The sequence below is a fragment of the Micromonospora sp. NPDC047134 genome (assembly GCF_040643455.1).
Classification (GTDB): domain Bacteria; phylum Actinomycetota; class Actinomycetes; order Mycobacteriales; family Micromonosporaceae; genus Micromonospora.
Genome location: NZ_JBEYUI010000001.1, coordinates 447,346 through 461,892, shown reverse-complemented (window position 1 = coordinate 461,892; position 14,547 = coordinate 447,346). Strand labels below are relative to the sequence as shown.

The following is a 14,547-nucleotide window of genomic DNA, read 5'->3' as shown; positions in this document are numbered from 1 at the left end:
GTCCAGACGTGGCTGCGGGAATGGCCCGGCGACGGCGGACCGTTACACCGACAGGACCAGCACCACCGAAGAGGGGAAGTCGATCATGGGCGAGCGTATGCTCCGCGGTAGCCGACTGGGCGCGGTCAGCTACGAATCCGACCGCAACACGGAGCTCGCGCCGCGGCAGACCCGCGAGTACCTGTGCGCCAAGGGTCACCAGTTCGAGGTTCCGTTCGCCGTCGACGCCGAGGTGCCCACCACCTGGGAGTGCAAGTTCGACGGCAGCGTGGCCCGGCTGGTCGACGGCACCGAGCCGGAGCAGAAGAAGGCCAAGCCGCCGCGTACCCACTGGGACATGCTGCTGGAGCGGCGTTCGATCGCCGAGCTGGAGGACATCCTCGAAGAGCGGCTGCAGGAGGTCCGCACCCGCCGCGGTCGCGCCTGACCGATCCGACGAAAACGCCCCCGGGAGTTGATCTCCCGGGGGCGTTTTCGTCAGCGTGGTTCCACGATCTCACCCTCGATGGCCCGACCCGCGTCGGCCACCGGCGGAGCCGATGGTGGCGGTGCGGCCGGTTCGGCCGGGGTGGTCTGCCCCGGCTGGGGGGCACCCCGGTACACCCGCACCCGGCGGGGCCCGAACAGGTCACCGGCGGTCATCGAGGACACCCGACGCTCCGCGGTCCGCTGCACGCCGCCGCGGGCCAGCCGCCGCACCGGCGGCACCAGCAACACCAGCCCGACCAGGCCGCTGACCAGACCGGGGGTCGCCAACAGCAGGGCACCGAGCAGACCCACCAGCCCGTCGGTCACCTGCCGACCCGGCGGCCGACCGGACTGCGCGGCCTCCCGGAACCCCCGCCAGGCGCGGATGCCCTCCCGCCGCAGCAACACCATGCCGAGCAGCGACGCCGCGAACACCATCAGGGTCGCCGCGCCGAAGCCGACCGCCCGGCCCACCAGCACGAACACGGCCAGCTCCACGAGCACGGAAACCAGCAGGGCCAACGGTACGAACCGTAGTGTCCGGCGCATATCACCCCATCCGCCGTATGGCGTGTCATCGTCGGCGGCTGGCCGGGGCGGCGCAGCCGTCCGCATACCTCCAGCATGACACGATCCGACTCAGGGCCACCGGGCCTGCCCCGCCGTGACCGCCCGCCACCCGTGCCGCACGGCCGCCCGCCGGTCGTCGAACGCCCACCCGGTGATCCGCCACAACGCCTCGACCACGATCAGCGGACTCATCTTGCTGGCGCCCCGTTCCCGCTCCGCGAAGGTGATCGGCACCTCCGTGATCCGGGCCCCGGCCCGATGCGCCAACCGGCACAACTCCACCTGGAAGGAGTAGCCCTGCGAGCACACCGACTCCAGGTCCAGCAGGTCCAGCAGACTCGACCGGTAGACCCGGTAGCCGCCGGTGGCGTCGGCCACCGGCATCCCCAACGCCAGCCGCGCGTACAGGTTGCCGCCCCGCGACAGCAGCAGCCGCCGCAGCGGCCAGTTCAGCACCCGGGCCCCCCGGGTCCACCGGGACCCGATCACCAGGTCGGCGTCCGCGGCGGCGGCCAGCAGCGCCGGCAGGTCCTGCGGGTCGTGGGAGCCGTCGGCGTCCATCTCCACCACGGCGTCGAACCCCCGCCGCCGCGCCCACCCGAACCCGGCCAGGTAGGCCGCGCCGAGGCCCTGCTTGCCTTCCCGGTGCAGCACATGCACCTGCCGGTCGCCACGGGCCAGGTCCTCGGCGATGTCGCCGGTGCCGTCGGGACTGTTGTCGTCGGCGACGAGCACCTCCACCTGCGGGGCGGCCCGCCGGACCCGACCCACGATGGTGGACAGGTTGTCGGCCTCGTTGTAGGTGGGGATCACCACCAGGACCCGGCCCACCCCGGGTACCTCGTTCGTCGCCGGACGGATGTCGGTCTTCTGCATCACCGCTGCCTCCCTCGTGCCGGCGTGCGGATCTAAACGGGGCGCCGCCGCAGCACCACCGTGCCGGCCAGCGCCACCACGGCCAGCCCGGCCAGCAGCACCTCCGGCAGCACCCCGATCCGGGTGGCCAGGGTGCGCCCCTCGCTCAGGGTCAGCTGCCGTACCACGACCGCGCGGGTGTTGAACCCGGTCGCATCGCTTACCCGCCCGTCGGGGGTGACGAACCCGGACACCCCGACCGTGGAGGCCATCAGGGCGGGTCGGCCGTGTTCCACGGCCCGCAACCGCACCATGGCCAACTGCTGACGGGCCTCGGCCTCGTCGAAGGTGGCGTTGTTGGTCTGCACCACCAGCAGCTGGGCCCCACCGGTCACGGTGTCCCGGACCAGCCCGTCGTAGGCGACCTCGAAGCAGATCACGTCACCGAGCACCACCGCCGGGGTACGCACCACCCCCGCCTCGGTGCCGGCGACGAAGTCGGCGCGTACCCGGTCGACCTGCTTGCTCACCATGCGGGCCAGATCCCGCATCGGCACGTACTCGGCGAACGGCACCGGATGCCGCTTGATGTACAGCTGGTCGGAATCCGGGCCCACCCCGGGACGCCACAGCAGCCCCGCGTTGCGCACCTGCCCCGGCTCCGGACCGGACAACACCGCCCCCACCAGGATCGGTACCCCGATGGCGTCCGCGGCGGCCGAGATCCGAGCCCCGGCGGCCGGGTTACGCAACGGGTCGATGTCGGAGGAGTTCTCCGGCCACACCACCAGGTCGGGCTGTTCCCGCTGACCGGCGCCGACCTGGGCGGCCAGCTCGATCGTCGCGTCGACATGGTTGTCGAGCACGGCCTGCCGTTGGGCGTTGAAGTCCAACCCCAGGCGCGGCACGTTGCCCTGCACGATGGCTACCGTGACACTCCCCCCGCTCGCGGACCCGCCCACCGGCACCAGCAGCGCGGTGGTGAGCAGCACCACCACCGCGGCCCCGGCCCCGGCGGCCGGAACCCACCAGCGTGCCGTGGTGGGCTGCCGGCGGGCCTGGACCAGCCACCAGGCGGCGGCGAGGAGCAGCCCACCGGCCAACGCCACCGCGAAGGTCACCAGGGGCGCGCCACCCAGGGCGGCCAGACGCAGCAACGGCGAACCGTCCTGCCCGAACGCGAGCCGCCCCCACGGGAACCCGCCGAACGGGGTGCGGTCCCGCAGCGCCTCCTGACCCACCCACAGCACCCCGGTCACCACCGGCCACACCCGCGGGAACCGGTCGACCAGCGGCGACACCCACGCCGTGGCCACACCCAGCAACGCCAGGTAGGCGGCCTGCAACAGCGACAACAACACCCACGGCAGGTAGCCGGTGTGCAGGTTCGTCCAGGACAGCAGCGGCGCGAACAGGGCCACACCGGTCACGAACCCCAGTCCGGCGCCGGCCCGCAGCCGCCGCCGGTGGGTGGCCGCGGCCAGCAGGGCCACCCCCACCGGCGCCAACGGCCACCACCCGTACGGCGGGAAGGCCAGCAGCAACGCCAACCCGGCGGCCACCGCCATGGCCAGCGCCACCGGCAGCGGCACCGCCGGCAGGCGAGACGGTGGGGTGGCCGCGACGGCAGGGTCCACGGTCGTCACGGGCGAATCGGGCGCGCTCACGCGCCGAAGGCTACCCGCCCCGACCCCCGGCCCGTACCACCGGCCGGACCGCCGGTGACGCCGCCGCAGGGTCGGGGCGGGACCTCACCGGCGGCGGGCCAGCAGGACGGCGTCGTGCACCGAGATCTCGTGACCCTGCGGGTCCACGGCCGTCCGTGGCCGGGCCTGCGCCACCAGCACCTCGAACCGCTGCGGGTCCAGGTCGGCGGCCACCTGCTCGGCGGTGAACATCATCTCCGGGTAGTGCATCCGATGCGCGCGGGACCACAGGTCCTGCGGGTGATGCCCGACGATCAGCAGCAGCCCACCCGGGGCGACCGCCGCAGCCAGCCGCGCGTACAACTCCCGCCGGTCCTGCGGAGGCAGGTGCATGAACTGCGCCGACACCAGGTCGTAGGCGCCTTCCTTCACCTCGCCGTGCAGCAGGTCGGTGTGCACCCACTCGATGCGCTGCGCGAGGAGCTCACCGGCCGCACGGGCGTGCCGGGCGGCCCGCTCCAGGGCGGTGGTGGAGATGTCCACCCCGGTGACCCGCCAACCCCGCTCGGCCAGCCACACCGCGTCGGCGCCCTCACCACAGCCCACGTCCAGGGCCCGGCCGGGGGTGACCTCGGACACCTCGGCCACCAGCTGCGGATTGGGTCGGCCGCTCCACACCGCCGGCCGCTGCTGATACCGCTGCTCCCACCCGGCCTCGGTGAAGGCCTCCTCCCGCTGCCGCCGGTGCCGCGCCACCGCCTCCCGGGTGTCGGCCTCGACCAGGTCGGCGTTGATGGCCGCCGCGGCCGTGATCCCGGCGGCGGCGGACGGGATCACCTTCGCGGTCAGGTCGGCGACGTTGCCGGCCACCCACACCCCCGGCACGGAGGTGGCACCCGCGGGCCCGGACGGCACCTGCTCACCGATCACCTGCCCGTGCCTCTCCACCGGCTCGGCCGTCAACCCCAACGACGACAGCACCTGCGCCCGGGCGGTCAGCCGGGAGGCCACCACCAGCACCTCACAGTCGACCTGCTCCCCGGAGGCCAGCCGCACCCCGGTCAGCCGGTCGTCCTGCACCCTCAGCCCGGCCACCGGGCCCGGCACCACCGCCACCTCCAGGGCGGCCATCCATTCGGCCTCCTCGGCCTGCGGGGCCGGCTGGCCGTGCAGCAGGAACAGCACCTGGTCACTCCACTGCCGCCACAGCCGCACCTGGTGGGCCGACAGCGGGCCGGTGGCCAACACGGCGATCCGTTTGTCGGCCACCTCCCACCCGTGGCAGTACGGGCAGTGCAGCACGTCCCGGCCCCACCGCTGCGCCAGGCCGGGCAGCGGGGGCAGTTCGTCGACCAGCCCGGTGGTGACCAGCAGCCGCCGGGCCCGCACCTGCCGCCCGCCGTCGACGGTTACGGTGAACTCCTCACCGACCCGGTCGACGCCGGTGACCTGACCGGTCATCAACTGCCCGCCGTAGCCGGTCACCTCCTCCCGGCTGATCGCCGCCAACCGGGCCGGCGGGATCCCCTCCAACCCCGGATAGGTGTGCACCCCGGCCGCCGGGGAGTTACGCGGCTCACCGGCGTCCACCACCAGCACCGAACGGCGCGCCCGGGCCAGGGTCAACGCCCCGGCCAGGCCCGCGGCCCCACCACCGACCACCACCACGTCGTACCTGTCGTCCATCTTGTGCTCCCCTTGTCGGTTTCGTGCGTCACCATCCACCCGCACCCCCAACTTCGACAAGTATTGTTGCCAACATGGCAAACGATGAGGCGGTGGTGCTGGCCGCGGTGGGTCCCCGCCTGCGGGCCCTACGCAAGAACCGGGGCACCACCCTGAGCGAACTCGCCGACACCACCGGCATCTCGGTGAGCACCCTGTCCCGCCTCGAATCGGGACACCGCCGCCCCACCCTGGAACTGCTGCTGCCCCTGGCCCGCGCCCACCAGGTGCCCCTGGACGAACTGGTCGGCGCCCCCGCCGTCGGCGACCCCCGGATCCGGCCCCGCCCGATCGTCCGCCACGGCATGACCTTCCTGCCCCTGACCCGCCGCCCCGGTGGCCTGCAGGCCTTCAAACAGATCCTGCCCCCACACAGCCCCGCCGAGACGCGACTTCAGTCCCACGAGGGCTACGAATGGCTCTACGTGCTCTCCGGGCGGCTGCGCCTGCAACTCGGCGAACACGACCTGATGCTGGAAGCCGGCGAGGTCGCCGAATTCGACACCCGCACCCCGCACCGCGTCAGCAACCCCGGCCCCGAACCCGTCGAGGTGCTCAACCTGTTCGGCCCACAGGGCGAACGCCTGCACGTACGGGCCCGACCCGCCACCGACTGACCCCGGCAACCAAGTCGGGGCGCGGCGTACGCCGCGCCCCGATGCTCCCAGGCCCCTTCCACGGCCGGTGGGGCGAGAACGAGACACCTCGACCTTCGGACCGACCGGACGGCGACTGGCTGCCCCCGTCAGGCCGTTGTCTACTGGCCGTGTATCTCACCCTGCCCGTACACCGGTAAACGCGGCCGGTTCGCGCCGCCCCGCCGACCCCCGCCCGCTGGACCTGGCCGCCGCGACACCATCTCGCTCGGCCAGCGGACGAAGGGACGAAGCGAACAACAGCCACTTCCCGTGGTAGGACTCAAAGACGGTACGTGGCCCACCCCCGCCCTTGTCAACCCGCCACCGCCGAGTCGCCCCCACACCCCGGCGTGTCGCCGCCGGCGGAAGGGCCGAGCAGCGGCCGCAGCAGGCCCCGGGCCGCCACCGGATACTCCCCGGCCAGCAGCCCCGCCGCCGCCAACACGTAGTCCACATCCACCACCGGCCGCGCCGCCCGCGGCAACGCCCACCCACCGGCATGATCGGTCAACACCGCCCCCAACACCCCTTCGGCCACCTCCCGCGGGGCGTGCCGCAACACCCCACCCGAACCCACCACCAACCGCACATCCCGCAGATCCCGCCCCGACCGCTCCCCCGTGCCCACCCCACGGGCATGCCGCCGCAACGCCACCGTCGCCGCCAACGCCGCGATCCGCGCATCCACCGCCCGCCCGGACGCATCCGCAGGCAGGAACCCCGGATCGGCGGCCCGCCGCGCCGCCTCCCCCACCAACTCGGCCCCCTCCGGCTCCCCCAGCAGCCGCTCCTCGACCGCGGCCCGCACCACCTGCGGGGCGCTCCACCGCATCCCCAGGTCACCCTCGACCGTGCGGGCCCGCCACAACGACCCCGCCACCTCCCGACCCGGCCCACTGGCCCGCTCGTCCGGCGTCAACACCGAATACACGTCCGTGGTGGCCCCACCCACATCCACCACCACCAGATCACCCCCGGCCAGCTCCGCCAACGCCTCCACCCCGGTCAACACCGCATCCGGGGTGGCCGCCCGCACCAACCGGGCGAACCGGCGCCCACGCGACAGCCGCTTACCCCCGATGACATGCCGCAGGAACACCTGACGGATCGCCTCCCGCGCCGACGCCGGCGCCAACACCCCGATCCGCGGCAACACGTTGTCGGCCACCGTCACCGGCACCCCCGCCTGCGCCAACACCTCCTGCAACCCGTCGCGGACCGCCACATTGCCGGCCAACACCACCGGCACCCGGAACCGGGCCCGCGCCAACCGGGTCGCATTGTGGGTAAGGGTCTCGGCGTCCCCACCGTCGGTGCCACCGACCAGCAACACCACATCCGGGCGGGCCGCCCGCAACGCCGTCAACTCGGCCCGACCCAGCCGACCGGCCGCCACATGCACCACATCCGCGCCGGCCGACAACCCGACCCGCCGACCCGCCTGCGCCGTCACCAGCGGCTCATAGCCCACCACCGCCAGCCGCAGCCCACCACCGGCCGAGGAACACACCAACCACGGCACCTGCGGCGACCAGCGGCCCGCCAACGCCGCCCCGACCGCCACCTCCAGGCCGTGCCACACATCCGTGTCCACCGACGTACGCGCCGCCGCCGACGCCACCAGACCACCCCCGTCGAGGTCCACCACCGACACCTTGGTGAACGTCGACCCCACGTCGGCGCAGACCGCTACCCTCACGCCACCGGCGGCACGACCACCGTGCCGGTCGCCGTCACCGCCACCACCGGCTCCGCCAGCACCTCCGCCGCCGACCCACCCCGATCCGGACGCCCCCGACACACCACCCGCGCCTGAAAATCGATGGTGCGGCTGCGGGTACCCACCCGGGTCACCTCCGCCACCACCTCCACCACATCCCCCGCCCGGATCGGGGCCCGGAACTGCACCTCCGAATAGGAGGCGAACAAACCCTCATCCCCATCGGTACGGATACACACCTCCGTGGCCACATCACCGAACAACCCCAACGCGTACGCCCCGTCGACCAGATTCCCGGCGTAATGGGCATGCGAATACGGCACATACCGCCGATGGGTCACCGTCAACCCGACCCGCGAATCAGTCATCACTTCACCCTCTTGCTCGTGATCAACGCGTGGACCAGGTAACTGGCCACCTCACCCGGAGTCGTCCCCCGACCAAAAATCCGATCCACCCCCAACTCGGCCGCCATCGACTCGTCGAACCGCGGCCCACCCACGATCAGCAACGGCCGCCGGTCAACCGGCAACGCCTCCCGGAACGCCGCCGACATCTCCCGGGTGTTGTGCAGATGCGCATCCCGCTGCGTCACCACCTGCGACACCAACACCGCATCAGCCCGCTCCGCCCGCGCCGCCTCCACCAACTCCGGCACACTCACCTGCGCACCCAGATTCGTCACCTTCAACTCCCGGTAATACTCCAACCCCTTCTCACCGGCGATCCCCTTCACATTCAGAATCGCGTCGATGCCCACCGTGTGCGCATCCGTGCCGATACACGCCCCCACCACGGACAACTTCCGCCGCAGCCGCCGCTTCACCACCGCATTGACCTCCTTGGCGCTCAGCAGCGGAAAATCCCGCTCCACCACCTGCACCTTCGCCAGGTCCACCAGATGATTCACCCGCCCGTACACCACGAAGAAGGTGAACCCCTCACCGATCGGCTTGGCGTGCACCAACATCGCCGGGTCCAACCCCATCTTGTTGGCCAACTGCACCGCCGCACCCTCGGCCCGCTTGTCATGCGGCACCGGCAACGTGAACGACACCTGCACCATGCCGTCCCCCGTGGTGTCCCCGTACGGCCGCACGACGGTCTTCTCCCGGCTGGGCACGCCCTCACGACCCTCGCTCATGCCGGCTGCTCCAGGATCTCCGTGGCCGGGTTGTAGTAATCCGCCTCATGCCGCGCCACCCCGGCCAGGCCCTTACCCCGGTCCGCCGGCCGCTTCATGATCCCGAAAGTGCCCTCCGCGATCGCCGTCAACAACGACTGCTCCCCGATGCGCTCCAACAGCTCCACCGCCTCACCCAACACCCGGTGCGCACGCTGCTGAATGAACCCACCCGCCGCCGGCACGAAATCCTCACGCAACCCCCCGGCCGCCCCCAGCACATACCGCACGTTCTGCAACGCGATGTCCCGATCCGACAACCACGGCGTCACCACCGCCTCGGTCATCATCCCCACCAGCAGAATGCCCTGCCCCGTCAGCGTGCCCACCAGATTGAAGAACCCGTCGAGCAGATTCCCCCGGAACACGTCACCGGTCATGTGCTTCGTCGGCGGCATCCACTTCAACGGCGCATCCGGAAACAACTCCCGCGCCAACAACGCGTGCGCCAACTCCAACCGCAACGACTCCGGCACATCCGGATTGATCTCGAACGCGTGCCCCAACCCCAGCTGCCAGTCCGCCAACCCCGCCTCATGCGCGAAGTACTCGTTCAGCAACTGCGACACCGTCACCGTGTGCGCCTCATCCACTGCATCAGCGGTGGTCAGATAGTTGTCCTCACCGGTGTTGATGATGATCCCCGCCCGGGCATGCACCTGCCGCGAGAAACGCTGATCCACGAACGTACGAATCGGATTGATGTCCCGGAACAGAATCCCGTACATCGAGTCGTTGAGCATCATGTCCAACCGCTCAAGACCCGCCAGGGTCGCCATCTCCGGCATACACAACCCCGACGCGTAATTCGTCAGCCGCACATACCGACCCAACTCCTTCGAGGACACATCCAGAGCCGCCCGCATCAGCCGGAAATTCTCCTGAGTGGCGTACGTGCCAGCGAACCCCTCCCGGGTCGCCCCCTCCGGCACATAATCCAACAACGACTGCCCCGTCGACCGGATCACCGCGATCACATCCGCCCCGGCCCGCGCCGCCGCCTGCGCCTGCGGAATGTCCTCGTAGATGTCCCCCGTCGCCACGATCAGATAAATCCACGGCCGCCGCACCGGATCACCGAACCGCCGCACCAGACGCTCCCGCTCCGCCCGCCGCCGATCGATCAACCGAATCCCCGCACCCACCGCCCTACGCGCCGCCCGCCGAGCCGCCGTCGCCGCCTTCTGAGACGGCACCTCGAACCGCACCGACCCCGCCGCCGCCTTCTGCGCCAACAACGTCACATCGGTGATCTGCTCACGCGCCAGGGCATCGAACACCGGCACCGCCACCCCATGCCCCAACCCCACATCCGCCACCACCGCATCCACCAGCCGGTTAACCCACGGAATCCCATCCGGATCCGCCCCGGCCACCCCCGCCAACCGCAACACCGCCCGCTCCACCGACACCGTCGTGTGGCTACGCGCCAACTCCACCACCGGCTGCCCCGCCCGACGCGCCAACTCCCGCGCCCGCGCCACCAACACCGGATCCAGATCAAGCTTGCCCGTCACGACAGCCCTTCCCGCTGAAAGATCACATCACCGCGCAACACCGTCGCCTGACACACCGGCAACGGCGTCGGATCCTGCGCCCCCCGCAACTCCGGATCCTCCGCCTGCAACACCGGCAGACCCCCCTGAAGCCCCGCCGGCGTCGACCACACCGCGAAGGTCGCCGGCGCCCCCAACGCCAACACCCCCTCACTGTCCAGATGCACCGCCCGCCACCCACCCCGGGTGTGCGCCGCGAACGCCGCCCGCACCGTCATCCGCTGCACCGGACTGTGATGCGCCACCGCCGCCCGCACCGAACCCCACGGATCCAACGGCGTCACCGGCGAATCCGAACCGAACGCCAACGCCACCCCCACCCCGTGCATCGCCCCCATCGGATTCGACGCCAACGACCGCTCCAACCCCAACCGCGCCTCATACATCCGCCCCGCACCACCCCACAACCGGTCGAACGCCGGCTGCATCGACGCCACCACCCCGTACTCCACGAAACCGGCGATCAACCGCCGATCCATCACCTCCGCATGCTCCACCCGATGCCGAGCCGCCCGCACCCGATCCGTACCCAACCGCCGCGCCGCCCCCGCGAACCCCTCCAACACCGTCGAGATCGCCGCATCCCCGATCGCATGGAACCCGCCCTGCATCCCATGCGCCGCACAGTCCAACAGATGATCACGCACCTGCTCCGCGCTCAGATACCCGTGCCCACAGCCCGCACCGTCGACATACGCATCCGACAGAAACGCCGTACGCGACCCCAGGGCACCGTCGGCGAACAGATCACCACCGGCACCCACCGCACCCAACTCCCGCGCCCGCGCCGCACCACCCAACTCACCCCAGTACCCGTACACCTCCGGCACCCCGGCACCCGAGATCGCCAACAACCCGGTGAAATCCTCCTCGTCGGAGATCTCCGGCCCACCACACTCGTGCACCGCCGCGATCCCCAACGACGCCGCATGCGCCAACGCCACCCGCTGCGCCGCCACCCGCTGCGCCCGCGTCACCGACCCCCGCGCCGCCGCCCGCACCACATGGTGCGCGTCCAGCCGCAGCCAACCCGACCCGTCGTACCCGACCGCCTCCGCCGCCTGCGGACACGCCGCCAACAACGCCGAGGACACCACCGCCGAATGAATCGACGCCTGGGACAGGTACACCCGCCGCCCACCGGCCGCCCGCCCCAACTCCGCCGCCGACGGCGGCTGCGGCACCGCCCAGGTCGACTCGTCCCAGCCGTGCCCCAACACCACCGCATCCGCCGGCAAACCCGCCGCGAACACCGACACCGCGTCCAGCAACTCCCCGGCCGACCGCACCCCGGACAGATCCAGCCCCGACAACGCCAGCCCGGTGTCACTGACATGCACATGCGCGTCCACGAAAGCCGGGGTCACCAACGCCCCACCCAGCTCCACCACCCGGTCCGCCGGCGGCGCATCCGCGTCCGCCCCCAACCAGGCAATCCGCCCATCCCGCACCAACAACGCCGTAGCGGAAGGATCCGCCGGACAATGCAACACGCCACCGCGGAACAACGTCGAGAGGTTCTCGTTCATGGCCTCAGTCTGCCGCCAGCCGCGCCTCGAACAGGCCACGCACCCCCGGATCACTGCGCAACAACCCCAACGCCAACTCCGCGTGCCCCGGCACGTACCCGTTGCCGACCAGCATCGTCACGTCCGCCGCCAGCCCCTCGGCCCCCAACGCCGCCGCCGCGAAACTCGTCGCCATCGAGAAAAAGATCACTGTGCCGCCGTCCGCCGTGGCCAACACCGCCCCGTGCTCACACCCCGGCACATCCACACACACCACGGTCACATCAGCCGGCACCCCCAGCGCGGTCGTCACCGCCGTGGACAACCCCACCGGATCCCGCGCGTCGGCCAACACCACCGCATCACACAACCCGGCCGCCACCAGGGCGTCCCGCTCCGCCGCCACCGGCACCACCCCGACCGTACGACCCGCCCCCGCCTGCCGCGCCGCCGCCAGCGACAACGAGCCACTCTTGCCCGCACCACCGATCACCGCCACCGACACCGGCCGATCCCCCGACCCCTCGGCCACACACCGCGACACCACCCGCGCCGTCAACGCCGGCGCCCCACACACATCCAGCACCGCCAGCGACAACTGCGGATCCAGATCCTCCGGCAACACCGCCGCGATCGACCGGGCGAACAGAATCGCCCACCCCTCACACGGCACCTGCTCGCTGAGCCCGTCCCACCGGGCCAGACCGTCCGTGACCACCAGCGGCGTCAAGGTCAACGACACCAGGGTGGCGACCCGCTCCCCCGGCTTCAGACCCAACGGCGAACGCCGCCCGGCCTCCTCGACCGTGCCGATCAACATGCCACCCGACCCGGTCACCGGGTTCTGCATCTTGCCCCGGGTGGAGATGATCTCCAGCACCTCGGCGCGCACCGCAGCACCGTCACCGCCGTGCTTGTCGAACAGCTGACGGAAACTCGCCGCGTCCAGGTTCAGCCGCTCCACCCGGATCCGCACCTCGTTCGCCGCGATCTCCGGACCCGCATCCAGCCGCCAGGCCGCCTGCGGCAGCACCCCCGCCGGCTCCACGACGCGGTGCAGACCCACCGGTGACGTCACCCCGACCTCCCCTGCATGGCCGCCTGAACCCCCGGCTGGGAGTCGCGTGGCGGGAAAACTTACGGCAGACTAATTTCTTGACCGGATATTTTCCAGTACCCTTCGGGGTCATCGATCAACCACCAGGAGGGGCCGTGACCCAGACCCACCCGCCGGTGCAGCGCACCGCGCCACCCCAGCCGGCCCCCGTCGACACCCCCGGCCAGCCCTACGAATACCGCCGCACCCCCCTGGTCGAACCCGACTGGACCCGCTTCCCCGGCTGGCGCCACGTCACCCGCGACCAGTGGGAGAACGCCCAATGGCAGCGGGTCAACTGCGTCAAGAACGTCAAACAACTGCGCACCGTGCTCGGCGACACCGTCGACGAGAGCTTCTACGCCGACCTGGAAGCCGACCAACGCGCCCTGGCCACCATGTCCATGCTGGTGCCACCGCAGATGATCAACACCATGGTGCCCTTCGCGCCACCGACCACCGAAGCCCTGCTAGCCGACCCCATCCGGCGCTACATGATCCCGGTGGCCTCCGACCGACGCACCGACTGGCCCTCCCACCCCTACGCCAGCCGTGACTCCCTGCACGAACACGACATGTGGGTAGCCGAGGGCCTGACCCACCGCTACCCCACCAAGGTCCTCGCCGAACTCCTCGCCACCTGCCCCCAGTACTGCGGCCACTGCACCCGCATGGACCTGGTCGGCAACTCCACCCCCGCGGTCGACAAGCTCAAACTCAGCCTCAAACCCGTCGACCGGTACGACGCCCACATCAACTACCTGAAAACCCACCCCGGCGTACGCGACGTGGTCGTCTCCGGCGGCGACGTGGCAAACGTCCCCTGGCGCAATCTCGAGTCCTACCTGATGCGCCTGCTGGAGATCGAAACCATCCGGGACATCCGACTCGCCACCAAGGCCCTCATGGGCCTGCCTCAGCACTGGCTCCAGCCCGACGTCGTCGAGGGCCTGGAACGGGTCGCCCGCACCGCCGCCCGCCGCGGCGTCAACCTGGCCATCCACACCCACGTCAACCATGCCCAGTCGCTGACCCCCCTGGTCGCCAAGGCCGCCCAGACCGCCCTGGACGTCGGGGTACGCGACGTCCGCAACCAGGGTGTGCTGATGCGTGGCGTCAACGCCACCAGCAAGGACCTGCTCGACCTGTGCTTCGCCCTGCAGGGGGAAGCCGGCATCCTGCCGTACTACTTCTATATGTGCGACATGATCCCCAACGCCGAACACTGGCGGGTCCCGGTCTGGCACGCCCAGCAGCTCCAGCACGACATCATGGGCTACCTGCCCGGGTACGCCACCCCCCGGATCGTCTGCGACGTGCCCTTCGTCGGCAAGCGCTGGGTGCACATGATCACCGAGTACGACCGCGAGCGCGGCATCTCCTACTGGACCAAGAACTACCGCACCTCGATCGAGTCCGCCGACCTGGCGGCCCTGAACAAGCGGTACGCCTACTACGACCCGATCGACACCCTGCCCGAGGCCGGCCAGCAGTGGTGGCTGACCCACCGCGACGAGTAGCAACCGACCACACGTACCGCCAGGGGCCCCCGGATTGATCCGGGGGCCCCTGGCGTCGGCGT

13 protein-coding genes are annotated in these 14,547 nt (G+C 71.2%); 3 read left to right on the top strand and 10 right to left on the bottom strand.

Annotated elements, in window-relative coordinates:
* Window positions 1–85 precede the first annotated feature (85 nt).
* On the top strand, window positions 86–427 hold the full coding sequence (locus ABZ795_RS01960; protein ID WP_327025983.1) for an RNA polymerase-binding protein RbpA: 342 nt from the start codon (window positions 86–88) through the stop codon (window positions 425–427).
* Window positions 428–477: 50 nt separating this feature from the next.
* Here ABZ795_RS01960 and ABZ795_RS01955 read toward each other — a convergent pair whose 3' ends face one another.
* The 4 genes from ABZ795_RS01955 to ABZ795_RS01940 all read right to left on the bottom strand — a co-directional run bounded on the left by ABZ795_RS01955 (window position 478) and on the right by ABZ795_RS01940 (window position 5,225).
* Window positions 478–1,017, bottom strand: coding sequence for an FxsA family protein (locus tag ABZ795_RS01955; RefSeq protein ID WP_357528053.1), 540 nt, complete (start codon window positions 1,015–1,017; stop codon window positions 478–480).
* Between the two features lie 90 nt (window positions 1,018–1,107).
* Entirely contained in the window at window positions 1,108–1,914 is an 807-nt protein-coding gene (locus ABZ795_RS01950; RefSeq protein WP_357528322.1) for a polyprenol monophosphomannose synthase, read from the bottom strand.
* Window positions 1,915–1,946: 32 nt separating this feature from the next.
* Window positions 1,947–3,539: an apolipoprotein N-acyltransferase gene (gene lnt, locus ABZ795_RS01945; protein WP_357528320.1), complete on the bottom strand. Its 1,593-nt coding sequence runs from the start codon at window positions 3,537–3,539 to the stop codon at window positions 1,947–1,949.
* A gap of 105 nt (window positions 3,540–3,644) precedes the next feature.
* On the bottom strand, window positions 3,645–5,225 hold the full coding sequence (locus ABZ795_RS01940) for a bifunctional NAD(P)/FAD-dependent oxidoreductase/class I SAM-dependent methyltransferase (protein WP_357528051.1): 1,581 nt from the start codon (window positions 5,223–5,225) through the stop codon (window positions 3,645–3,647).
* A 74-nt stretch (window positions 5,226–5,299) separates the two neighbouring features.
* Here ABZ795_RS01940 and ABZ795_RS01935 point away from each other — a divergent pair, with 74 nt between their 5' ends.
* Window positions 5,300–5,881 carry an XRE family transcriptional regulator gene (locus tag ABZ795_RS01935; protein ID WP_327025986.1) on the top strand — a complete coding sequence of 194 codons (582 nt, stop codon included), beginning with the start codon at window positions 5,300–5,302 and terminating at the stop codon, window positions 5,879–5,881.
* A 334-nt stretch (window positions 5,882–6,215) separates the two neighbouring features.
* On the opposite strand, the gene ABZ795_RS01930 is transcribed toward ABZ795_RS01935, so the two are convergent.
* The 6 genes from ABZ795_RS01930 to ABZ795_RS01905 are packed head-to-tail and all read right to left on the bottom strand — an operon-like array spanning window position 6,216 to window position 12,935.
* Window positions 6,216–7,601, bottom strand: a complete 1,386-nt coding sequence (locus ABZ795_RS01930; protein WP_357528049.1) for a glutamate mutase L — start codon at window positions 7,599–7,601, stop codon at window positions 6,216–6,218.
* Window positions 7,598–7,990: a hotdog domain-containing protein gene (locus tag ABZ795_RS01925; protein WP_327025988.1), complete on the bottom strand. Its 393-nt coding sequence runs from the start codon at window positions 7,988–7,990 to the stop codon at window positions 7,598–7,600. The genes ABZ795_RS01930 and ABZ795_RS01925 overlap by 4 nt, the downstream gene beginning before the upstream one ends.
* Entirely contained in the window at window positions 7,990–8,766 is a 777-nt protein-coding gene (locus ABZ795_RS01920; protein WP_327025989.1) for an OAM dimerization domain-containing protein, read from the bottom strand. Before ABZ795_RS01920 ends, ABZ795_RS01925 begins: the two co-directional genes overlap by 1 nt.
* Window positions 8,763–10,322: a lysine 5,6-aminomutase subunit alpha gene (locus ABZ795_RS01915; RefSeq protein ID WP_357528046.1), complete on the bottom strand. Its 1,560-nt coding sequence runs from the start codon at window positions 10,320–10,322 to the stop codon at window positions 8,763–8,765. The genes ABZ795_RS01920 and ABZ795_RS01915 overlap by 4 nt, the downstream gene beginning before the upstream one ends.
* Window positions 10,319–11,890 (bottom strand): amidohydrolase family protein, encoded by a 1,572-nt coding sequence (locus tag ABZ795_RS01910; RefSeq protein ID WP_357528044.1) that lies wholly within the window; start codon window positions 11,888–11,890, stop codon window positions 10,319–10,321. Before ABZ795_RS01910 ends, ABZ795_RS01915 begins: the two co-directional genes overlap by 4 nt.
* 4 nt (window positions 11,891–11,894) lie before the next feature.
* Window positions 11,895–12,935 (bottom strand): zinc-binding alcohol dehydrogenase, encoded by a 1,041-nt coding sequence (locus ABZ795_RS01905; RefSeq protein WP_357528318.1) that lies wholly within the window; start codon window positions 12,933–12,935, stop codon window positions 11,895–11,897.
* A gap of 146 nt (window positions 12,936–13,081) precedes the next feature.
* Between ABZ795_RS01905 and ABZ795_RS01900 the strand changes: the two genes are divergently transcribed.
* Window positions 13,082–14,485, top strand: coding sequence for a lysine 2,3-aminomutase (locus tag ABZ795_RS01900; protein ID WP_357528042.1), 1,404 nt, complete (start codon window positions 13,082–13,084; stop codon window positions 14,483–14,485).
* Window positions 14,486–14,547: the final 62 nt, after the last annotated feature.

Coding starts and splice junctions, on each gene's coding strand:
- ABZ795_RS01960 (WP_327025983.1), top strand. CDS start 86: ATGGGCGAGCGTATGCTCCGCGGTAGCCGACTGGGCGCGGTCAGCTAC.
- ABZ795_RS01955 (WP_357528053.1), bottom strand. CDS start 1,017: ATGCGCCGGACACTACGGTTCGTACCGTTGGCCCTGCTGGTTTCCGTG.
- ABZ795_RS01950 (WP_357528322.1), bottom strand. CDS start 1,914: ATGCAGAAGACCGACATCCGTCCGGCGACGAACGAGGTACCCGGGGTG.
- ABZ795_RS01940 (WP_357528051.1), bottom strand. CDS start 5,225: ATGGACGACAGGTACGACGTGGTGGTGGTCGGTGGTGGGGCCGCGGGC.
- ABZ795_RS01935 (WP_327025986.1), top strand. CDS start 5,300: ATGGCAAACGATGAGGCGGTGGTGCTGGCCGCGGTGGGTCCCCGCCTG.
- ABZ795_RS01925 (WP_327025988.1), bottom strand. CDS start 7,990: ATGACTGATTCGCGGGTCGGGTTGACGGTGACCCATCGGCGGTATGTG.
- ABZ795_RS01920 (WP_327025989.1), bottom strand. CDS start 8,766: ATGAGCGAGGGTCGTGAGGGCGTGCCCAGCCGGGAGAAGACCGTCGTG.
- ABZ795_RS01910 (WP_357528044.1), bottom strand. CDS start 11,890: ATGAACGAGAACCTCTCGACGTTGTTCCGCGGTGGCGTGTTGCATTGT.